This is a genomic window from Citrobacter sp. wls757 (assembly GCF_005280935.1).
Taxonomy (GTDB): Bacteria; Pseudomonadota; Gammaproteobacteria; order Enterobacterales; family Enterobacteriaceae; genus Citrobacter; species Citrobacter portucalensis.
Genome location: NZ_SZWU01000019.1, coordinates 19991 through 40894 on the forward strand (window position 1 = coordinate 19991; position 20904 = coordinate 40894).

At 52.7% G+C, this 20904-nt stretch carries 19 protein-coding genes; 9 read left to right on the top strand and 10 right to left on the bottom strand.

Going from position 1 to position 20904, the window contains the following annotated elements:
* Window positions 1-44: 44 nt before the first annotated feature.
* Window positions 45-1388, bottom strand: coding sequence for a gluconate permease GntP (gntP, locus tag FDW94_RS05700; protein WP_003033260.1), 1344 nt, complete (start codon window positions 1386-1388; stop codon window positions 45-47).
* 261 nt (window positions 1389-1649) lie between these two features.
* Between gntP and uxuA the strand changes: the two genes are divergently transcribed.
* The 5 genes from uxuA to FDW94_RS05725 all read left to right on the top strand — a co-directional run bounded on the left by uxuA (window position 1650) and on the right by FDW94_RS05725 (window position 7382).
* On the top strand, window positions 1650-2834 hold the full coding sequence (gene uxuA, locus FDW94_RS05705; protein ID WP_032942283.1) for a mannonate dehydratase: 1185 nt from the start codon (window positions 1650-1652) through the stop codon (window positions 2832-2834).
* Between the two features lie 80 nt (window positions 2835-2914).
* The gene (locus tag FDW94_RS05710) at window positions 2915-4390 is read left to right on the top strand and encodes a fructuronate reductase (RefSeq protein ID WP_137377269.1); all 1476 of its coding nucleotides are present in this window, start codon (window positions 2915-2917) and stop codon (window positions 4388-4390) included.
* Window positions 4391-4565: 175 nt separating this feature from the next.
* Entirely contained in the window at window positions 4566-5339 is a 774-nt protein-coding gene (gene uxuR / locus FDW94_RS05715; RefSeq protein WP_008786090.1) for a Uxu operon transcriptional regulator, read from the top strand.
* 632 nt (window positions 5340-5971) lie between these two features.
* Window positions 5972-6181: a hypothetical protein gene (locus FDW94_RS24685; RefSeq protein WP_003830087.1), complete on the top strand. Its 210-nt coding sequence runs from the start codon at window positions 5972-5974 to the stop codon at window positions 6179-6181.
* 193 nt (window positions 6182-6374) lie between these two features.
* On the top strand, window positions 6375-7382 hold the full coding sequence (locus tag FDW94_RS05725; RefSeq protein ID WP_111466172.1) for a porin: 1008 nt from the start codon (window positions 6375-6377) through the stop codon (window positions 7380-7382).
* Between the two features lie 62 nt (window positions 7383-7444).
* On the opposite strand, the gene FDW94_RS05730 is transcribed toward FDW94_RS05725, so the two are convergent.
* The 5 genes from FDW94_RS05730 to FDW94_RS05750 form a co-directional block, all read right to left on the bottom strand.
* On the bottom strand, window positions 7445-7846 hold the full coding sequence (locus tag FDW94_RS05730) for a hypothetical protein (protein ID WP_103285815.1): 402 nt from the start codon (window positions 7844-7846) through the stop codon (window positions 7445-7447).
* A gap of 191 nt (window positions 7847-8037) precedes the next feature.
* On the bottom strand, window positions 8038-9225 hold the full coding sequence (locus FDW94_RS05735; protein ID WP_137377270.1) for an MFS transporter: 1188 nt from the start codon (window positions 9223-9225) through the stop codon (window positions 8038-8040).
* Between the two features lie 91 nt (window positions 9226-9316).
* Entirely contained in the window at window positions 9317-9781 is a 465-nt protein-coding gene (locus FDW94_RS05740; protein ID WP_032942291.1) for a GNAT family N-acetyltransferase, read from the bottom strand.
* A 13-nt stretch (window positions 9782-9794) separates the two neighbouring features.
* Window positions 9795-11075 (bottom strand): DUF445 domain-containing protein, encoded by a 1281-nt coding sequence (locus FDW94_RS05745; RefSeq protein ID WP_048215021.1) that lies wholly within the window; start codon window positions 11073-11075, stop codon window positions 9795-9797.
* A 75-nt stretch (window positions 11076-11150) separates the two neighbouring features.
* A complete protein-coding gene (locus FDW94_RS05750; RefSeq protein ID WP_003845596.1) occupies window positions 11151-12077 on the bottom strand; it encodes a LysR family transcriptional regulator in 927 nt (308 codons plus the stop codon).
* A gap of 219 nt (window positions 12078-12296) precedes the next feature.
* Between FDW94_RS05750 and FDW94_RS05755 the strand changes: the two genes are divergently transcribed.
* Window positions 12297-13529: a dicarboxylate/amino acid:cation symporter gene (locus FDW94_RS05755; RefSeq protein ID WP_048227154.1), complete on the top strand. Its 1233-nt coding sequence runs from the start codon at window positions 12297-12299 to the stop codon at window positions 13527-13529.
* A 30-nt stretch (window positions 13530-13559) separates the two neighbouring features.
* On the top strand, window positions 13560-14750 hold the full coding sequence (gene metC, locus FDW94_RS05760; RefSeq protein WP_032942294.1) for a cystathionine beta-lyase: 1191 nt from the start codon (window positions 13560-13562) through the stop codon (window positions 14748-14750).
* Between the two features lie 80 nt (window positions 14751-14830).
* Here metC and mdtM read toward each other — a convergent pair whose 3' ends face one another.
* From mdtM to FDW94_RS05775, 3 genes are all read right to left on the bottom strand, one after another.
* Window positions 14831-16072, bottom strand: a complete 1242-nt coding sequence (gene mdtM, locus FDW94_RS05765) for a multidrug efflux MFS transporter MdtM (RefSeq protein WP_137377271.1) — start codon at window positions 16070-16072, stop codon at window positions 14831-14833.
* A 324-nt stretch (window positions 16073-16396) separates the two neighbouring features.
* A complete protein-coding gene (locus FDW94_RS05770; protein ID WP_125363519.1) occupies window positions 16397-17047 on the bottom strand; it encodes a LysE family translocator in 651 nt (216 codons plus the stop codon).
* 48 nt (window positions 17048-17095) lie between these two features.
* Window positions 17096-17911 carry an AraC family transcriptional regulator gene (locus tag FDW94_RS05775; protein ID WP_137377272.1) on the bottom strand — a complete coding sequence of 272 codons (816 nt, stop codon included), beginning with the start codon at window positions 17909-17911 and terminating at the stop codon, window positions 17096-17098.
* A gap of 230 nt (window positions 17912-18141) precedes the next feature.
* On the opposite strand from FDW94_RS05775, the gene FDW94_RS05785 reads away from it, so the two are divergent.
* The gene (locus FDW94_RS05785; protein ID WP_136391471.1) at window positions 18142-19056 is read left to right on the top strand and encodes an Rpn family recombination-promoting nuclease/putative transposase; all 915 of its coding nucleotides are present in this window, start codon (window positions 18142-18144) and stop codon (window positions 19054-19056) included.
* A 51-nt stretch (window positions 19057-19107) separates the two neighbouring features.
* Here FDW94_RS05785 and FDW94_RS05790 read toward each other — a convergent pair whose 3' ends face one another.
* Window positions 19108-20520, bottom strand: coding sequence for a PLP-dependent aminotransferase family protein (locus FDW94_RS05790; protein ID WP_137377273.1), 1413 nt, complete (start codon window positions 20518-20520; stop codon window positions 19108-19110).
* 177 nt (window positions 20521-20697) lie between these two features.
* Here FDW94_RS05790 and FDW94_RS05795 point away from each other — a divergent pair, with 177 nt between their 5' ends.
* Complete coding sequence (locus FDW94_RS05795; RefSeq protein ID WP_137377274.1) at window positions 20698-20862, top strand: DUF1127 domain-containing protein; 165 nt, start codon at window positions 20698-20700, stop codon at window positions 20860-20862.
* Window positions 20863-20904: the final 42 nt, after the last annotated feature.

Genomic DNA, 20904 nt, shown 5'->3' on the forward strand with positions numbered 1-20904 from the left:
GATGGAAAACCGCTCTGGCGCTGTGGGCCAGAGCGGTATCAACGTTATGCAATCATGCTGATGATCAACACGATTATCAGGCCAACCACGGAGTTTACCAGCTCCAGCAGACCCCAGGTTTTCAGCGTATCCTTCACCGACAGATCAAAGTAGCCTTTGAACAGCCAGAACGAAGCATCGTTGATATGGGTCAGCGTGTTGGAGCCAGCCGCTGTTGCCAGCACCAGCAACGCCGGGTCGACGCCCACCAGTTGACCGGTTGCCGGGTCGAGGATTGCTGCGCTAATAATCCCCGCCGCCGTCATGGCTGAGACCACGCCCTGACCCGTTGCCAGACGAATCAGCACGGTTATCAACCACGCCATGATGTAGGGAGAAATATTGCCGTGTGACATCAGCATGCCGATGGTATCGCCGATGCCGGTATCGATAATGGTTTGCTTCAGTACGCCGCCCGCGCCGATGATCAGGATCACCATGGCGATGCTTTTCACCGCGTTTTCAAAGGCGTTCATTACCCACTGCATGTCATGACCGCGCGCGGTACCAAACAGCACGAAGGCGACAACCATGGCGATAAACATCGCAATCGGCGAGGAGCCTAAGAAGTTGACCACTTCCCACGCCTGCGTCCCTTTCACCAGCCAGATGTTGGCGATGGTGGTGGAGATCATGATGATCGCCGGGATCAGCGGCACCAGAATAGACACGCCGAAGGACGGCAGGTTGTTCTGGTCAACCGGTACGTCGGCCTTCATGAATGACGGCGTTGGACGATCGAGGTTGCCGAGGAATTTCGGCAGGATAAGTCCGGCGCAGATCACGCTCGGAATGGTCACCAGGATACCGTAGATGTAAACCATGCCCATGTCAGCGCCGTAGGCGTTAACCAGCGCGACCGGACCCGGCTGCGGTGGGAACAGTGAGTGAGCGGTGGTGGCGGCGGCAACCGCAGGAATCGCCAGCTTGAGGAACGGGATCTTCGCTTCCGCGGCAATGACGATCACCAGCGGTGCCAGCATAATAAACGCCACTTCATAGAACATCGCCAGGCCGAAGATCAGACCAATAATGATCACCGACAGTTGCACGTAACGTAGACCGAGTCGCGCCAGCAGCGTATGGGCAATCTGATGCGCTGCCCCGGAATCAACCATCAGCTTACCGATGACGGCCCCGAATACCACGATAATCGCCAGCTCACCCAGCGTGCTGCCAAAACCGGATTTCATGGTATGCAGCAGTTCCATTAAATCCATTCCCGCCAGCATACCGACCGAGAGTGCCGCCAACAGCAGAGCGACCATCGAGTTTATCTTGAATCTTAAATTGAGCACCAGCATCAGGCCGATGCCGAATACAACCCACAGAATATTGAGAACGTGCATATAACGTCTACCTTACTTTGGTTGAACTATTATGATTTTGGTTGAGATGTTACATATATTGGTCAACCTATGATGCGATGGATGTCACATTGCGTTACATGTTTACATTAATACTGGGTTGTATGGCCGTTAATTAGCGGTATGGTCAGCAGATATCGTGATTTGGTTAACCAATTTATCGCTTCAGGTTGACATGTAATACCAAAAGGAGGAATTTATGTGCCATATCGTCGAGTCCATAACGTAAACGAGGAATAAAACATGGAACAGACATGGCGCTGGTATGGTCCTAACGATCCGGTCACCTTAGCGGATGTGCGTCAGGCGGGTGCAACGGGCGTTGTCACTGCCTTGCACCATATCCCGAACGGGGAAGTGTGGACGGTTGATGAGATCCTGAAACGCAAAGCCATTATTGAGCAGGCGGGCCTGGTATGGTCGGTCGTCGAAAGCGTACCGATCCACGAAGACATTAAAACCCGTTCCGGCAACTATCAGCAGTGGATTGCCAACTACCAGCAAAGCCTGCGTAACCTGGCCGAGTGCGGCATTCGTACCGTGTGCTACAACTTTATGCCGGTTCTCGACTGGACCCGTACCGACCTGGAATACGTCCTGCCGGACGGCTCCAAAGCGCTGCGTTTCGATCAAATTGAATTTGCCGCCTTTGAGCTGCATATCCTCAAACGACCGGGCGCGGAAGCGGACTACACCGCCGAAGAGATTGCGCAGGCGAATGAACGCTTCACCACCATGAGCGAAGAAGACAAAGCACGTCTGACCCGCAATATCATCGCCGGTTTGCCGGGTGCGGAAGAGGGCTACACGCTCGACCAGTTCCGCCAGCATCTTGAACGCTATAAGGATATCGATAAAGCTGCGCTGCGTGAGAATTTTGCCGTCTTCCTGAAGGCGATTATTCCTGTAGCAGAAGAGGTTGGTGTGCGCATGGCGGTACACCCGGACGATCCGCCGCGCCCAATCCTTGGCCTGCCACGCATTGTTTCCACCGTGGAAGATATGCAGTGGATGGTCGATACGGTCAACAGCATGGCGAACGGTTTCACCATGTGTACCGGCTCCTACGGCGTTCGTGCGGATAACGACCTGGTCGACATGATCAAACAGTTTGGCCCGCGCATTTACTTCACCCATTTGCGCTCCACGCTGCGTGAAGATAACCCGAAAACCTTCCATGAAGCGGCGCATCTAAATGGCGACGTTGACATGTACGAAGTGGTGAAAGCGATCGTTGAGGAAGAACAGCGCCGTAAAGCCGAGGGCAAAGAGGATCTGATCCCTATGCGCCCGGACCACGGTCACCAGATGCTTGACGACCTGAAAAAGAAAACCAACCCAGGTTACTCCGCGATTGGTCGCCTGAAAGGCCTGGCGGAAGTGCGTGGCGTTGAGATGGCTATCCAGCGCGCTTTCTTTAGCCGCTAAAGCAGTGTTGCCGGTCGCCTGTCTGGCCGGCTTTTTTCTTTTCTCACCGTTGGTCTTTCCGACGGGATCTGGAGTTCACGATGACAACGACAATTGCCAATAGCAACCTGCCGGTTGCGCGCCCCGCATGGGACAGCTCTCGTCTGCAATCCCGCATTGTTCACCTGGGATGCGGCGCTTTTCACCGCGCGCATCAGGCGCTGTACACCCACCATCTGCTGGAAACCACCGACAGCGACTGGGGTATCTGTGAAGTTAACCTGATGCCGGGTAATGACTGCATACTGATTGAAAACCTGCGCAAGCAACAATTGCTGTATACCGTGGCGGAAAAAGGCGCGGACAATACCGTGCTGAAAGTGATTGGCTCAATGAAAGAAGCCCTGCACCCGGAGCTTGATGGTTGTGATGGTATTTTACAGGCCATGGCACGCCCGCAGACGGCAATTGTCTCGCTGACGGTCACGGAAAAAGGCTACTGCACCGATGCTGCCAGCGGCCAGTTAGATCTCAATAACCCACTGATTAAACACGATCTGGCAAATCCGGCCGCGCCGAAATCGGCGATTGGTTACATCGTACAGGCGCTGCATCTGCGTCGTGAGCAGGGGCTGGCGGCCTTTACCGTGATGTCCTGCGATAACGTGCGTGAAAATGGGCATGTGGCGAAAGTCGCGGTGCTGGGCCTGGCGCAGGCGCGTGACCCGCAGCTGGCGCAGTGGATTGAAGCGAACGCCACCTTCCCGTGTACCATGGTAGACCGCATTGTTCCGGCGGCAACGCCGGAAACGTTGCAGGAGATTGCCGACCAGTTGGGCGTTTACGATCCGTGCGCTATCGCCTGCGAACCGTTCCGCCAGTGGGTGATTGAAGACAACTTTGTTAACGGTCGCCCTGACTGGGATAAAGTTGGTGCACAGTTTGTTGCCGACGTAGTACCGTTTGAAATGATGAAACTGCGCATGCTCAACGGCAGCCACTCTTTCCTCGCTTATCTGGGCTATCTCGGCGGTTATGAAACCATCGCTGACACCATGACCAATCCAGCATACCGCAAAGCGGCGTTTGCGCTGATGATGCAGGAGCAAGCGCCAACGCTGTCGATGCCGGAAGGTACCGATCTCAACGCCTACGCGACGCTGCTGATCGAGCGTTTCAGCAACCCGTCTCTGCGCCACCGTACCTGGCAGATTGCGATGGACGGCAGCCAGAAACTGCCACAGCGCCTGCTGGATCCGGTGCGTCTGCATCTGCAAAACGGCAGCGGCTGGCGTCATCTGGCACTGGGCATCGCGGGCTGGATGCGCTACACCCACGGTGTGGATGAACAGGGGCAGGTCATTGATGTTGTCGACCCAATGCAGGCCGAATTCCAGCGCATTAACCAACAGTTCCAGGGAGCCGAACGCGTGACGGCTCTGCTGGGGTTGAGCGGCATTTTTGGTCATGATCTGGCGGAAAACGTCGACTTTGTTGCGACGGTTACCGCAGCGTATCAACAGTTGTGTGAACACGGCGCACGCGAGTGCGTTGCAGCGTTAAGCGCTGACGCATAACCATCCAGGTATGACGGGTCAATCAAAATACTAATTTGGTTGACCCGTTTTCTGTTTTTGGCTTCCCGCAAATGCTATAGTTCAGGCGAAAAAACGTTATTGGTAGGCCGGATAAGGTGTGCGCAGTCATCCAGCCTCCGGATTCTGAATTGACGCATCTGACGGACATAACACGATGAAATCGAACACTTCTCAGCAAAGACCCTACCAGGAAGTGGGTGCAATGATCCGCGATCTGATTGTCCAGACGCCGTACCAGCCTGGTGAGCGCTTGCCGCCGGAGCGTGAAATCGCCGAGAGACTCAATGTCACTCGCACGGTGGTGCGCGAAGCGTTAATCATGCTGGAAATTAAAGGTCTGGTGGACGTGCGTCGTGGCGCCGGGATCTACGTGCTCGACAATGCAGAAGCTCAGACTATCGACAGTTCGGATGTGAATCATTGCAATGATGCAGGCCCGTTTGAGCTGCTCCAGGCGCGACAGTTGCTGGAAAGCAACATCGCCGAATTTGCCGCGCTGCAGGCCACCCGCGAAGATATCGTCAAAATGCGCCAGGCGTTGCAACTGGAAGAGCGGGAGCTGGCCTCCAGCGAACCGAATGGTTCTGAAAGCGGTGATATGCAGTTCCATCTCGCTATCGCCGAGGCCACGCATAACAGCATGCTGGTGGAGCTGTTCCGCCAGTCATGGCAGTGGCGCGAGAACAACCCTATGTGGATCCAGCTTCATAGCCATCTCGATGATACCCACTATCGTAAAGAGTGGATGGGTGACCACAAACAGATCCTGGCGGCGTTAATCAAAAAGGATGCCCGCGCGGCCAAGCTGGCGATGTGGCAGCATCTGGAAAACGTCAAACAGCGCCTGCTGGAGTTTTCAAATGTTGATGACATCGACTTCGATGGCTATCTGTTTGACTCCTGGCCGCTCGATAAAGTTAACGCCTGATTTTACCACCTCTCATGCGGGCTGTTCCGGCCCGCTCGGCATTGCATAGCAACCTTTCTTTTCACGTCTTAAACCTCATGTAAAAAATGGTTTCCATAGTCTTCAATGATCATTTTTTTCGCTGCCCCTGTGTGATGTAAATTGATTTTCATCAATTAAAAACAACTTATTTTTGCTTGCGAAAAAATGCGCTATTTACCTTATTTTTACCTTTTCGTGCGTATTTTTAGACAAAACTGGTCTGTATTAAGTGAGAATCAAAGTAATTTCCGCTGTGGTTAGGGCAGGGCCGCCTGGTATAACAGCGCATAAAAACACGTGGTTTGCGTAAAAGTAGACATTAATAACGACATGTAACCTATTGGCTGCAATGATGTTTTGACTGTATACCATTATCAATGTGAATGATTCATGCTTTTTTAATCAAATGAATAAAAACGAATATATGTAAAGTTAAAATTACACATTATTCTATAAACAAGTTATCTTTCACTTGAAATATCGTTCCATTTTTCCGCTGTTTATTAACAGTTTTATTACGATTGTGAATGTTTTTTACCGTTGACATGTTTTTACACTGACTGCATATTTCATCGCCATAAGCGTCTTATTGCGTTCAGGAGATGATGACGATGCCCTCTCGAGATTACCCTGATATCCGAAAAGCCAGGGGAACCCGATCAAAAGATATGGTTCTATTAAGTGCCCGTGTCGATACTTCTCTATGGGAATATGTTCGGACGCTGGCATTTGAAACCCGTAAAAGTAAACAAGATATTATCGCTGAGGCGTTAATGTTACATCGCTCTATTAATGAGAGCACAAGCGAAGAATCTAAGTAATTACTCTCTGTTCGGGTTTTCTTTAAAACCCAAAATTGAAATAGGTCTTGCCACTTCATTATTGCCTTTATTGGTATATTTTTTCGGTGTGTTATTGGTGTTTCCCCTTATCTGGAGGGGACTTTTTTATGTGGGCATTCCGCCTTCATAACAAAGTTGATAGCAAAATTCACAATTAAAAGTGAGTAATAACATGAAAAAGTCAGTAGTGGCATTAGCTGTAATGGCATTAGGGGTAACCTCCGTTCATGCAGCGGAAATTTATAATAAAGATGGCAACAAACTGGATCTGTACGGCAAAGTCAAAGCGGTCCACTCTTGGACTGACGGCACCGATGCTGACGGCACCTACGCACGTCTGGGTTTTCGCGGTGAGACTCAAATCAACGATCAACTGACTGGCTATGGTCAGTTTGAAAGTCAGTTTGATGCCGCTAAAGCAGAAGGTTCTCAGAATGGTGTTAATACACGTCTGGCGTTTGCTGGTCTGGATTATGGCCATGACGTTAGCTTTGACTACGGTCGTAACTACGGTATCGCTTACGACGTGGGAGCTTACACTGACACTCTTTCAGAGTTCGGCGGTGACTCCTATGAAAATACTGACCGCTTCCTTACTACACGCACTTCTGGCGTTGCAACACTCCGCACCAAAAATCTGTTTGGTGCCGTTGATGGCTTGAGCCTGGGCGCGCAATATCAGGGTCAGGATGATTCCGATAAGGATCCGACGAAACAGCACGGCAATGGCTACGGCTTCTCCCTGGGCTACGACAATATCGCTGATTCCGGCGTATCTGCCATTGCAGCCTACACCAACAGTTCTGTGACTGCTCAGCAGAAACAAAATGGTTGGGATGGCGAAAACGCAGAATTCTGGGGTGCTGGCCTGAAATATGATGCAAACGCTATCTACGTTGCGACCATGTACGGCGAATCCCACAACCTGATTCAGGATGCGGACAAAGCGCAGCACTTTGAAGCGATGGCGGCCTATGTGTTTGATTTTGGTCTGCGTCCGAACGTGGCTTACGTTCATGCGCGTGATAACAACAACACTGATCTGACCGAATACGTTGCGCTGGGCACAGACTACTACTTCAACAAAAACATGGTTGCTGATGTGGGTTACAAAATTAACCTGCTCGATGGCAAAGACGGCGACAATCAGGTTGTTGCGGGTCTGACCTATCAGTTCTAAGTAGTTATACTAGTACGAAAAAGGCGTCTTGGTTAAGACGCCTTTTTTACATCTGTTGGAGTTTAAACCGGCTGACTTTCTTTCATCTGTACACCGCTAAACAGCCATTGCCAGATGCCCACTTTTACCCATGCGACCACGCAGAGGATCAGATAAAAAAGCGGATTATGGGTAATGGTAATGCGCATGACTTCCATTAAATCCACATGCAAATTTCCGGCAATTGCCATATTGATAACAAAAATAGAGGCTACCGCGCTGGCCAGTAAAATAAGTATGGCATGTAACTTTGTTATCTCTGGTAACTTGCCAGAGGCCCATTGCCATAAGAATGTTGTTGATAACAGGAAGATAATAAACAATCCCAGTGCGCCAAACAGGCCAAAGTCTTTATAATCCTTTAGCGTGCCAATTAAACCCGCCAAAATAATTAACCCCAGTAGTATTTTTTTAAACCACGACATGTGCCTTTCCCGAAGATGGTGTTGATGTTGAATTAATATGTCCATTTTTACGCATTTTAAATTGAGTTTATAAATGAACGGCTGGGAATTATAAATTGTCTGGCGGGTAATTGCCGATTATTTGCGGTTTATTAAATGCTGACATTTAATTGCGGACTAATCCGAATATATCTTCTTTAGACGTTAGCCGGTTATACCCTTTTGGGCGAGGCGAAACGCTGTTTGTATAATTGCGTGAGGCTGATAAGTGCCGCAATAAACAACGCGACCGCGCCGCACACCGTGGCGTTAACGATCGCCTGTGCGCCGCTTCCCAGCAGGCTGGTTAATAGCGGACCAAGTATTTGCCCAATGCCGTAAGTCAGAGTGACCAGGCCCAGCAGATTAATATTGCGCGGTACGCTTAGTTGACGGGCAAGCGGCATCACCAGTGAAGTAGTTCCCATAAACGTTGCGCCAAACCCCATGCTGCTTATCACCAGCAGCGGCAAGGAGCCGCTGGCGAGCGTCATGACCACGCAGGCGCTTTGAATCAGCAAATTCGCCGTCAGGCATTGCAATACTCCCCAGCGTCGGGCGGCCCACAGCCAGGCGAAACACCCCGGAATTATCGATATGCCGACCAGCGACCAGAGATGGGCAGTCAACAGCGGCGAACCGGCACTTTTCGCCATTAGCGGCAGGTAGGTGGCGACAATGATGTAGCCAAATCCGGCCAGCCCGTACAGTAGAGCCAGCAGCCACCAGGACATAGGCTGATGCTCTGTTTTTACCGGGGCCGCAGCGGGGAGCACGTGATCGCGAGATGGCAGGAGTATAACCAGTAGCACAAAGAACAGAGCCGAGGCTGCCGCTGCGCCCAGCCAGAGCGTGTGCGATGAAAGCGCAAAATGCAGACCGCTAATGACATATTCATTGCCCAGCAAAATACCTGCACCAACGCCGGAGAACAACGCCGCGATCACGAAGGGATGCCGGGTATGATGCAGAACGATCATTGAGCCAAAGATCATCATACCTGCACTGGCGACGCCCGCCAGAAAGCGGATCAGCATCACCAGCGCGGGCTGCGTTAAGCTTGCCATCGCCAGAATCAGCCCTGCGGTAGCGAGCGCGGACGTTAGCAGCATCGGGCGTAAGCGTGAGGGAAGATGGAAGAGCCCGAAGGAGAAGAGCAGGCTTCCCGCCAGATACCCGGCGTAGTTGGCGCTGGCAATCCAGGAGAGTTGGTCAAATGTAAATTGACCTTCCGACAGCAGTACCGGCAGCATTGGTGTATACAGAAAGCGCCCAATTCCCATACCCAGTGTTAAGACCAGCATGCCAAAAAGCGCGACGCTGATGGCATGACGATTTGAATCTGGGCTTCCCTGGGACATACGGACTCTCATTTCGCGCAGTTAGCTGATAATTGTTATATTACATGCGTAAATGATAATGAAAAGTAAAATAACGCAAGGCCTAATGCTGTCAAAGATTACGACTGTAGACCCGTGAGACTTCCCCCCACGGATGATAGCCCGCCCCGTCAAAGTAAAATCCCGCTTTCTCGTATAAGCCTTCCAGGTCAGTACACAAATGAAGCCGCATAAAGCCTAACTGTCTGGCCTGCTGCGCAATATGTTCAATCAGGCGAAACGCCAGACCGTGACCACGATAGCGAGGATCGATATAGAGTGCGCATAGCCACGGCCACAGTTCGCCGCGACTGATAAAATCATTGGTGATCAATCCGGCGCAGCCAACAATGCTGTCGCCGTCCTGCAGCCAGTACCACTGCGGTAGCGGGTTCTTTGCGCCAATACAACGATGCAGTGCATCCTCGTAAACTCTCATGGAGTCTTCTGAGGCCCATTGTTGCTGAAAGTAAGCGGTGACCTCGTGCAGTTTTTCCGGTGTTTCGCGCAGGGAAAAAATGCGGATGTTCATCGTCATTGAATTTTTCTCCTTAAAAATTCGCCAGCGTCAGCAGGGAAGGAATTTGCGACAACAGATATAACACCAGCCCAATAGAACCGCCAACCAGCGTGCCGTTGACGCGGATAAACTGCAAATCTTTACCGATGTTCAGCTCGATTTGCTGCGACATATCGCGTGCATCCCAGCTTTTCACCGTGTCGCTAATGTGGCGCGTCAGGAAGGTGGCGAACTCTGGCGCTACTTTATGTGCGGCCTGCTCCAGATGCCCATTCAGTGAGGCGCGCAGGGCGCTGTCGGCTACCAGCGTTTCGCCGAACCACTGCCCGGCGCTGGCGATGCGCTGCTTCACGCGGGAATCATCGGCGTTAATGTCGGTTTTCACCCACTGACGCAGGTCTGCCCACAGCTCGCCAAGATAACGGTTGAAGGCTTCATCTTCCTTCAGATAGCTTTTCAGGCTTTCGGCCCGCACGGCCATCTCCGGATCGTGTTTGAGCTTATCGATGAGCTTAAACGTGGCGCGATCGAAGGCATGGCGGATCTGATGTGCGCGATCGTGGCTGATGTCATCCAGCAAGGAGTTAACGGCATCAGACACCAGCTCGGCGCTGTGCTCGCCCAGCCATTCGGTTGGCAGGATCTTCGCTTTCAGCGGATGTTCGGTTTCCAGCCAGTGCACGACCTGTCTGGCGATAAACACTCGCGAGCTGTCGCGCTGGAGCAGGGCGATCAGTTGGGCGATCAGCGTGTCGAGCAGCACCTGATGGCGATTGTTTTTGGTCATGCTTTCCAGCATTAGCGCGCTGGTACCGGAGAGATCGACCTTGTCGATGGCCTTGTGCACCGCCCGCTTGATCAGCCGTTGAATGCGCGAGTCGTCGGTCAGTTCGAGAAAACCACTCATGATCTGCAGCAGATGCTGGCCAATACGCTGGGCGTTTTCCGGCTGGCTAAACCAGTTGCCGATCAACAGCGCCGGTTCATGGCGGCGGATCAGCGCGACCAGCGACTGGGTATCGAGAAATTTTTCCTGCACAAACTGACCGAGGTTTTCGCCGATCCGATCCTTATTGCGCGGGATGATCGCCGTGTGCTGCGAGATAAACGGGATCGGCACCCGGCGAAAAAGCGCCACCACGGCAAACCAGTCCGCCAGCGCGCCCACCATCGCCGCTTCGGCGATCGCTTTGATCCCCAGTACCCAAAAGTTAGGCGGCAGAAACAGCGTGATGACGAAGGTGGCAGCGGCAATCAGCAGCAATGAGAGCGCCAGTCGCTTGGCGCGTTTGAGTTCAGCAATTTTATTCATAGGCTTAAGGATAGAGCCAGACGGGGGGATCGCGCAAAAAATGTGGAGCGCCTCCCATTTTCAGGTGGGCTGGGCTTACTCAGGGATCCAGTTGTCCCAGGCGGGCAAGGGGCCGAGTTCCGCCACCAGAAAATCGATAAACGATCGCACCTTCGGATTGCTGTACTTGCTGGGAAAGTACAGCGCATACAGGGCGTGAGTTTCACAGGTGATAGTGCCGTCGAGCATCAGCGGCGTTATCTCTTCTTTTTGAATATGATCGCCAATCAGATAGGTGGGCAAATACGCCACTCCCTGATCTTCTAACACTGACTTCAGCAATACCAGACTGCTGTTGGCCTGGATCGGCATATGCAGTTTCAACTGATGCAGACGATCCTGTTCATCCGCCACCTTGAGCACCGGTGTGAGGCCGGGATAAACCAGACAATCATGATCCACCAGATCGCTTCGACGCTGGGGCATGCCTTTTTTGGCGAGGTAGCCGGGTGAGGCACAGTACGCCCAGCGAACAGGCACCAGCTTGCGCATCGCATAGTTTTGCGGCGGTGCGGTGGAGATGCGCAGGGCGATGTCGAAATCTGTTTCGTTCAGATTCACAAAGTTATCGTTGAGATCGATATACAGATTCACATCCGGGAACTGGGAGCGATATTTATCCACCAGGTTCACCAGCCGGGAATAACCAAACGCAATTGAGCAGGTTATGCGTAATTCACCCTGCGGGCTGTGGTAATAACCGGAAGTGGTATTCAGCGTTTCATCGAATTCTTTCAAAAGCTTATTAGCGCGGTTGAAGAGATATTGCCCGGCGTCGGTCAGGGTAATACTGCGTGTGGTGCGTTTAATTAATGTCGTGCCCAGCGTGTCTTCCATCGCAGCCAGACTTTTGCTGACCGCAGACGGCGATACGTTGAGCTGCGCCGCGGCTTCTGACAATCCTCCGCAGTCGACGATTTTAGTAAAAAACTCCAGATGCTTGAGTGAAATCGGCGTACTCATAGTTTCCTTTAATTCACAAGTGATTTGCAAAAACGGTACGAATAGGCCGTTACATTCGCGTTTTAAACATGCAACTATTGAATCACAGGAAACAACTTGCTGGCAAAATGAAAAAATAACAACTTAGGTGAGTTACGTCACAAAATAAAAGGAGGCGAAACGGAAACTCATCACATTGTGAATTTAATCTCATTAATTATTATTCTAAAGGTACCGATTATGTGGTCACGACTCGAACCCTACAGATCGTCGATTATTTTATTAGTTGCTCTGGTGATTGGCGGCTTATTAGGTATTTATGCCCCATCGTTTGCAAGTAAACTCCAGCCAATAGGTCAGATATTCTTAAACCTGCTATTTATGATTATTGTGCCGCTGGTGGGGATCAGCGTTATGTCTTCGATCGCCAGTATGACCGACCTGAAAAGGCTGGGGCGCATTATGGCGATTATCTTTATTGTTTCGATCGCCATGGCCTTTATTCCAGCCGCCGGGATCGTCGCGCTGGCGCTCTGGTATAACCCGGCGCAGGGCGTCACTATCGATCTCTCGCAGTCGGTGCAGGCGGGCAGCGGTAAGATGGATTTTGTCAGTATGATCACCACCAGCGACTTTATCGGACTGTTTTCTAAGTCCAATATTCTGGCGCTGATCGTAATGGCGATCATCGCCGGTGTCGCAATTGGCCAGTCGGATCAGGCCGGTAAACGTATTGCGTCGCTGCTGGAAGACGCCAATACCGTGATCATGAAGATCGTCTCGATCATTATGAAGGTCGCGCCGATTGGTCTGGGCTGCTACTTCGCCGCCACCATGGCCAGTCAGGACTCTGCACTACTGTTAACCTTTGCCCGCGCCATCGGCCTGTTTATGGTTGCCACGCTGGTCTACTTTGTCTTTGGCTCGATTCTCTATTCGTATATTGGCGGCGGTATTCCGGCGGTCAAAGCCTTCTGGCGTAACGCGATTGAACCGTCTGCGACCGCGCTGGGTACCTGCTCTTCACTGGGGACGCTCCCGGTGACGCTGCGTGCCGGTAAGGCTATGGGGATTAACCCGGAAATCGTTGATGTCTCCATTCCGCTGCTGGTTAACCTCAACAAGGGCGGCGTGGCGATGATTGCCGCGCTAAAAATTGTCTTTATCTATTCCGTGCTGGGCATGGAATTCACCACCGAAACCTTCTTCCTGACGATGCTGATTGCGGTGCTCTCCGCCATTATCGTTGGTGGCGTGCCGGGCGGGGCGTTCCTCGGTGAAATCTTTATCGTCACCACGCTGGGCCTGCCGATGGAAGCAATCCCGATGCTGGTGGTGCTGGGCACCATTACCGATGCGCCGGCCACACTGATTAACGTTATCCATGATTTGAATGCGGCGCAGATTGTTGAACGGTTCGCTGGAAAAAAGCAGACCAACGCTGAAATAAACTCTACTGCTGCGGTGGTATAGGTTTCACACGGATTAAGAACAGGAGATGTTATGAAAGACGCAATGAAGCTTGAAACGCACCTGGTTGTTGCTGGTCGCGACAAACGCTATACCCAGGGAGCGGTGAATCCGGTTATCCAACGCGCCTCTTCACTGGTATTTGATACCGTGAAGGATAAGAAATTTGCCACCGCCAATCGCGCGAACGGCGAGCTGTTTTATGGTCGTCGCGGAACCTATACCCACTTTGCCTTCCAGAAGGCAATGAGCGAACTGGAAGGCGGCGTTGGCTGCGCGCTGTACCCATGTGGTGCTGCGGCGGTGACCAATGCGATTCTGGCGTTTGTTCAGGGTGGCGATCATATTCTGATGACGGGTGCGGCCTATGAACCAACCCAGGATTTTTGCAATAAGATCCTGAGTAAATTCAACGTGGAAACAACGTATTACGATCCGCTGATTGGTGCAGGTATCGTCGATCTTCTGCGTCCGGAAACAAAGGTAGTATTCCTTGAGTCACCAAGTTCTATCACCATGGAAGTCCAGGACGTGCCGGGGATGGTGAAGGCTATCCGCGCGGTGAATCCGGAGATTGTCATTATGATCGACAACACCTGGGCGGCGGGCGTGCTGTTCAAAGCGCTGGATTATGGCGTGGATATTTCCATTCAGGCGGGAACGAAGTACACCATCGGCCATTCGGACGCCATGCTGGGCACGGCGGTGTCGAACGCCCGTTGTTGGGATCGCCTGCGCGAGAACTCCTATCTGATGGGGCAAACGCTGGACGCCGATACGGCCTACAACGGCAGCCGCGGATTGCGCACCCTGGCGGTACGCCTTAAGCAGCATCAGGAGAGCAGTATCCATATTGCCCGCTGGCTGTCGGCAAGGCCGGAAGTGGCGCGGGTGAATCATCCGGCATTACCGGAATGTCCGGGCCATGAGTATTTTCAGCGTGATTTTATCGGAAGCTCAGGCCTGTTCTCGTTTGTGCTGAAAAAGAGACTGACCGACGAACAGATGGCGAATTTCCTCGATAACTTCTCGCTGTTCCATATGGCCTATTCGTGGGGCGGATTTGAGTCGCTCATTCTGGCGAACCAGCCGGAAGAGCTGAACAGCATTCGCCCGGCCGGAGAAGTAGATTTCAGCGGCACGCTGGTCAGGGTGCATATCGGCCTTGAGGATATCGACGACCTGATTGCCGATCTGGACGCGGGATTTGCACGCATTGCGTAAGGTGAGGTGACCGTAGCCGGAAGCGGCGCAAGCACCTTATCCGGCCTACATAGTTGTCGTAGGCCGGATAAGCGGGCAGGTTAGTTTTCAGTGGCCAACGTCGTTGCCTCATGCTGGCGTACCCGTTTGAGTAAGCCTGCCAGCGTGAACACGACAGCTATCCCTGCCGCAACCGCCAGCAGATGAAACGAAATCCTGCCGCCGTTAAACCATAGCCAGCGTCCAATTTCGACAGAAACCGCCATCACCGTCAGGATCACCATATTCAGCGATGCCGAGACCGTTCCTTTAGGTAACTTGTTGGAAAACAGCGTAAAGCGGAACAGCGTCGGGAAGATCATCCCAATACCAAACGCATACAGGCTGGTCCCCAGCACCGACCACAGCCAGACGTGCGGCCACAGTAAATTGCCGACAATCAGCACCGCCAGCCCGCTCAGCTGTATAGGTGCGGCCCGCCAGATGAAGCGCGGTCGGGTCGGATCTTTCACGAAACGAACCACCACCATATTGGCGACGATCACTGCGCCGAACACCGGGGCCTGTGCCCAGGCAAACTCCGATGTGGTCATGCCGCCAGCATCGATCAGAATAACCGGTGAGACCGCCACCCAGCTCATCATCGGAACATAGCTTAACGACAGCGTGGCTGCGCCAAACAGGAACACCCGGTTGCGGAAAACGTCGCGGAAATCACGCACTACGCCGCGGGCACTGAACGGCACCGCGCCGCGCTGGACGGTTTCCGGCATGGCTAACATTAACCCAATCAGGGCGATAAGCCCCATGACGGCAATGATGGCAAACAGGATCTTCCAGTGTACAAAGTGCATTAGCGCCGCTCCGGAGAGCGGGCCGATAACCGGTGCAACCAACACAATGGAAGTGATTATCGCCATTAACTTAATGGCCTTCGTTTGCCCAAACGCCTCCTGCACCGTGACATAGCCAACGGTCGCGATAAAGCAGATGCTGGTACCCTGCACAAATCGGGCTACTAGAAACTGCGTCATTGAGGTAGTGAACAGCGTGGCAGCGCAGGCGAGGGTAAAGATTAACGCCCCCGCAATCAGCACGGGTCGACGGCCAATTCGGTCGGAAAGCGGCCCCAGCAGCCATTGCAGCGCCATGCCTCCCGCCAGATAGAGGCTCACCGCAGCGGGTGCCAGGCTAACATCGGCGTTGAAATCACGTACCACATTGATGATGCCAGGCTGGATCAGGTCCGTCGACAGATAGGCGGCGAAGTCATATAAAATCAACGCGACAGGAAAAAATAGCGTTGTGGCGCGTTGGGAGAAAAACGCGAGAATCCGTTGCATAAAACAGCTCCTTGTCGGGAGAAAACCCTCAACGGGAATAGCGAAATTCAATACCGTCTTTGAGACGTCAGACCGATGACAGAAAAAAGCAGACTGCAAATGTACTGAATTTCATGTAATCAAAAACGCTGACTGCGCGAAGCGCAAACAGAAGATACGCTCACTGACGCGGGGTCAGAAAACGTAACGATTACAGGTAACAATCAGCACATCGCACCTCAGGAAGAGTAAGTTGAACGGGTAATAACCATCCGCAGTGTAATGCGGATTGGATATTAATTAAACGAGTTTATCCGGTTTATATGCAGAAAATCGCCCTGGAAATCAGACTACGATGCTCTGCAAAAACCGCAGAGCGATGGCACAACCGAAGATAATCAATACACCGCCAGCGATACGTTCTACCCATAATATCCCTCTGGATAACCGTCGCTGGATCTGCGGTAAACCGATGAACATCACGATCAGCAGATCCCAGCACAGCACTATGCTGGTCATCCAGATCCCGCTCATGGTTTGTTGCAGCAGCGTCACCGACGGGCCGAGCAGGGCGGTCATTAGTGCCAGATAGAACAGCGCATTTTTTGGGTTGAGCAGTGACGAACCCAATCCCAGCAGTAGCTGTTTGCCAAATCCTGGACAGGTAGACTGGGCGTCTGTTCCGGTCAGCGTTTGCGGGCGGCTGCGTACCAGCAGGCTGCCAATCCACAATAAATAGAGCGCGCCCAGCAGCTCAATAACCGTAAACAACAGGGGAAGCTGGCGCAGGATCCCCCAACCGATAATTGCCAGCAGGACATACAGCCCGTTGCCGAAAGCGATCCCCACGCACAACCCGGCGCTGCCGCGCATCCGGTATCGTGCGGCGTAACCGACCAGTAAAAAGAAGTCCGGCCCGGGGCTAAGCAATGCGACGAAATGCGCCAGCGCCAGCGCGGGAAAAGCAGAAGGAAAAAGTACAGAAAGCAGCGACATAGCGACCTCAGAGAATGAATCTGAGATCACCGTACACCTGACGCAGCGCTAATTATTGTCTGATATTGATCGTCCCAACGCGTACTGGCGCGGTGTGGCAGCGGTGTAGCGAACAAAGGTGCGATGGAAATGGCTCTGGTCGGCAAACCCGCTCTGGTAGCCGACATCGGCAATTTCGTCTCCGGCCCGTAGCCGCTGGCGAGCATAGTCAATCCGTATGATGTTCAGATAACTTCCTGGCGTCAGCCCGGTGTCCTGCTTAAAGGTACGGATCAGCGTCTCTTTACGCATATGACACTCATGTGCCAGCTCATCGAGCGAGGGCGGCGCGAGCAGGCTGGACTGCAACCGTTCGCGCAGATACTGGCTGGTGGCGCTTAGGTTGTCTTGTGTGACCGACTGCAACGGCAGCGTGTGCAGCAATGCTTGTGCGGCATCCGTTATTTGCGCGGTTTGGCGTTGCGGCATGAGCGTCACAAGGTGCATATAACGCTGGAATAATTGCGCATCGCGGATAACGGGAGCAGGAGTGCAAAGCCGCTGATGGGTGTTCTGTGCAGGCAGATTAGCAAGACACCACTGGGCATCAAGATAAAGCATATGATAGCTGCGAAACTGTCCGTTAACAGGATTACAGCTGTGAGGTGCCAGCGGCGGTATCACAATCAGATCGCCCACCTGCAGATGGTATTCCTCGCCATCGCACAGACAGCACGTTTCCCCCTCGAGAATTGCCCCAATCGAGAGCTGAGAGTGGTGATGCCGCTTATAGGCCTGCTGGCTCTGCCAGGTGCTGCGCAGTTCCAGCCACGGCAACTGCTCATCACGCCAGAACGATTGTGGAATATCCCGGGTATGCGTCACATCGTGTCCTCCCTGAAAGTGATGATTTGTTATAGCACAGGCCGAGTGGTGAAAAAGTGGGAATGCGCATTGAGATGGCGATTCTGCGTGACGTGTTCCAGACAAATGCAGACGTTACATAAGGGCGTTGTTATCCCGGAAATCGTCTCGCAAAGAGAGAAAGTTGCAGGTGAGGATGTGGTTTTCCGGCGCTACAGTCATGGCATCTTATTTTCAGGTGAAGGATCGCCATGAACAAAGCTTCCGCTTCAACACCGCATGACGCGGTTTTTAAAACATTTTTACGTCACCCTGAGACTGCACGGGATTTTCTGCAAATACATCTTCCCGCTTCGCTGCGCGAGCTTTGCGATCTTCAGACGCTTAAACTCGAGTCAGACAGTTTTATCGAAGAGAATTTACGTGCGTACTATTCCGATGTGCTGTGGTCGGTGAAAACGACGGATGGGGATGGATATATTTATGTGGTGATTGAACACCAAAGCACACCGGATGCGCATATGGCATTCAGACTGATGCGCTATGCGGTAGCGGCCATGCAGAAACATTTAGATGCCGGGCATCAGCAGTTGCCGCTGGTGGTGCCGATGCTGTTTTATCACGGCGCTAAAAGCCCGTACCCTTATTCGCTGTGCTGGCTGGATGAGTTTGCCAACCCGAAGCTGGCTCGTCAGCTGTATGCTGCGGCGTTTCCGCTGGTGGATATTACGGTTATTCCGGATGACGAAATTGTGCAGCATCGACGTATGGCGCTGCTGGAGTTAATCCAAAAACATATCCGTCAACGCGATCTTATGGGATTGGTCGAGCAAATTGTTTCCCTGCTACTTACCGGACTGACTAATGACACTCAGATAAAGACGCTGTTTAATTATATTTTACGAACTGGCGATGCACCTCGATTCAGTGAGTTTATTCGCGGGGTTGCCGAACGTTCACCGCAGCACAAGGAGCAATTGATGACGATCGCGGACAGATTACATGAGGCAGGACTACAAAAAGGCAGGCTGGAAGGGCTTCGAGAGGGGCGACGTGATGAGGCACTGCGTATTGCCCGCACCATGCTGGCAGATGGCATCGATATCAGCACGGTACAAAAAATCACCCGACTTTCCGCTGAAGATATTCAGGGTTTAAGCCATTAGATATAGCTTAAACTGCCTAATTGCCTGCCCGGAAGCGCCGGGCAGCTCGATCTACTCTATTGCCGTTTTTACCGCCTCTCCGAGCTTCTGCATTACTTCCCGATGCTTGTCGTTTGGCGGCAATGCGCAGTTGATGCGCACACAGTTGCGATACTTCCCCGATGCGGAGAACAGAGAACCCGGTGCAACCTGGATTTTGAGGCGACAGAGCTGCTTAGCGACACAGACCATATCGACCTGGAGCGGCAGCTCGACCCACAGCATAAAGCCACCTTTTGGTCGGGTGACGCAGATCCCGCAGGGGAAGTATTCCCGTACCCAGCAGGTGTAGATCTCCATATTGCGCTGATAAATCTGGCGCATACGACGAATATGTCGATGATAATGACCTTCGCGCACAAAGGAAGCCGCTGCCAGTTGCGTAGCGGGAACGTTAGTTCCTATGACGGCGTACTTCATGTGCAGCAGTTTGTTGTAATAACGACCGGGCACCACCCAACCCACGCGCAGACCGGGGGCGACGGATTTGGTAAACGAACTGCAGAGTATTACGCGGCCGTCGCTGTCCCAGGAGTGGATCGTGCGCGGGCGCGGGTACTCTGTGGCCAGCTCGCCATACACATCGTCTTCAAAAATAACGATGTCGTGGCGCTGGGCGAGGGCGAGCACTGCCCGCTTACGCGCATCCGGCATAATGAATCCGAGAGGGTTGTTGCAGTTGGGAACCAGCAGCACACCTTTGATCGGCCACTGATCCAGCGCCAGCTCCAGCGCTTCAACACTGATCCCGGTATCCGGATCGGTTGGGATCTCAATAACTTTGATCCCTAAGCCGCGCAGTAGCTGCATCGTGCCGTAGTAGGCTGGTGATTCAACGGCGACAATATCGCCAGGCTGGCAAACCGTTAGCAGCGCCAGCGACATTCCGCTCTGACTGCCGCTGGTGATCACAATATCGTCTGCATTGACCACCGAACCGCCGTCCAGCATCAGCCGTGCAATCTGTTGACGCAATTCCCGGCAGCCAGGTAATTCATCGTAGCCCAGTATTGCGCGCAGATTATGTTGTGCCACGCGGCTGAGTTCGCGCCACAGCGGCTTCAGGCTGGGTTGATTAATATCGGGCACGCCGCTGCTAAACGGGATTATCGATTTGTCCGCATGACCTGCCAGCATATCCAGCACCTGATCCCACTGGGTTATTTCGACCGGACGCTGTACCGGACGCGACATCGGTGGCACGGGTGGCTGCGCTTTTTGTGGCGCGACAAAATAACCGGAACGTGGCTGGGGCGTGATCAGCTGGCGCTGTTCCAGCGTCTGATATGCCTGCTGGACGGTGCTGATGCTGACCCCATGCTCCTGGCTCAGGCTACGCACCGAGGGCAGTTTTTCGCCATGGCGATACAGCCCTTGCTCAATGCGTTCGGCCAGCAGATTGGCCAGATGTTGGTAACGCGTCATGCTGTATCCCTCATGGGTACCATACAGATTAAAAAATCAGTACAGATTGGTGTGAAAAAAGCGATGCAGAACTCTTTTTAACCAATCTGTATGTTAAATAAAAGTACTTTGTGAGTCTGTATTGTTTTAGGCCAGATCCGTGAAGATAAAGCCTCTGGCAAGGCGGGGAGGCAAGGTATGGAATTTCACGAGAATAAAGCAAAACAGTCGTTTATTGGGTTTGTACTGATCTGGCGGGCATACAAGGCGTGGCGGCTGCGAGCGCAAACGCGGCGCCTATTGCAACAGATGAGCGATGAGCGGTTGCGGGACGTCGGGCTGCGACGCGATCAGGTGGAGTGATTTTCTTTCATCGACAGAGGCTGGGGGTTATCGCCCCAGCCT

Bases quoted from the DNA above. Each gene is read 5' to 3' on its own strand.
- gntP (WP_003033260.1), bottom strand. From the start codon at position 1,388: ATGCACGTTCTCAATATTCTGTGGGTTGTATTCGGCATCGGCCTGATG.
- uxuA (WP_032942283.1), top strand. From the start codon at position 1,650: ATGGAACAGACATGGCGCTGGTATGGTCCTAACGATCCGGTCACCTTA.
- FDW94_RS05710 (WP_137377269.1), top strand. From the start codon at position 2,915: ATGACAACGACAATTGCCAATAGCAACCTGCCGGTTGCGCGCCCCGCA.
- uxuR (WP_008786090.1), top strand. From the start codon at position 4,566: ATGAAATCGAACACTTCTCAGCAAAGACCCTACCAGGAAGTGGGTGCA.
- FDW94_RS24685 (WP_003830087.1), top strand. From the start codon at position 5,972: ATGCCCTCTCGAGATTACCCTGATATCCGAAAAGCCAGGGGAACCCGA.
- FDW94_RS05725 (WP_111466172.1), top strand. From the start codon at position 6,375: ATGAAAAAGTCAGTAGTGGCATTAGCTGTAATGGCATTAGGGGTAACC.
- FDW94_RS05730 (WP_103285815.1), bottom strand. From the start codon at position 7,846: ATGTCGTGGTTTAAAAAAATACTACTGGGGTTAATTATTTTGGCGGGT.
- FDW94_RS05735 (WP_137377270.1), bottom strand. From the start codon at position 9,225: ATGTCCCAGGGAAGCCCAGATTCAAATCGTCATGCCATCAGCGTCGCG.
- FDW94_RS05740 (WP_032942291.1), bottom strand. From the start codon at position 9,781: ATGACGATGAACATCCGCATTTTTTCCCTGCGCGAAACACCGGAAAAA.
- FDW94_RS05745 (WP_048215021.1), bottom strand. From the start codon at position 11,075: ATGAATAAAATTGCTGAACTCAAACGCGCCAAGCGACTGGCGCTCTCA.
- FDW94_RS05750 (WP_003845596.1), bottom strand. From the start codon at position 12,077: ATGAGTACGCCGATTTCACTCAAGCATCTGGAGTTTTTTACTAAAATC.
- FDW94_RS05755 (WP_048227154.1), top strand. From the start codon at position 12,297: ATGTGGTCACGACTCGAACCCTACAGATCGTCGATTATTTTATTAGTT.
- metC (WP_032942294.1), top strand. From the start codon at position 13,560: ATGAAAGACGCAATGAAGCTTGAAACGCACCTGGTTGTTGCTGGTCGC.
- mdtM (WP_137377271.1), bottom strand. From the start codon at position 16,072: ATGCAACGGATTCTCGCGTTTTTCTCCCAACGCGCCACAACGCTATTT.
- FDW94_RS05770 (WP_125363519.1), bottom strand. From the start codon at position 17,047: ATGTCGCTGCTTTCTGTACTTTTTCCTTCTGCTTTTCCCGCGCTGGCG.
- FDW94_RS05785 (WP_136391471.1), top strand. From the start codon at position 18,142: ATGAACAAAGCTTCCGCTTCAACACCGCATGACGCGGTTTTTAAAACA.
- FDW94_RS05790 (WP_137377273.1), bottom strand. From the start codon at position 20,520: ATGACGCGTTACCAACATCTGGCCAATCTGCTGGCCGAACGCATTGAG.
- FDW94_RS05795 (WP_137377274.1), top strand. From the start codon at position 20,698: ATGGAATTTCACGAGAATAAAGCAAAACAGTCGTTTATTGGGTTTGTA.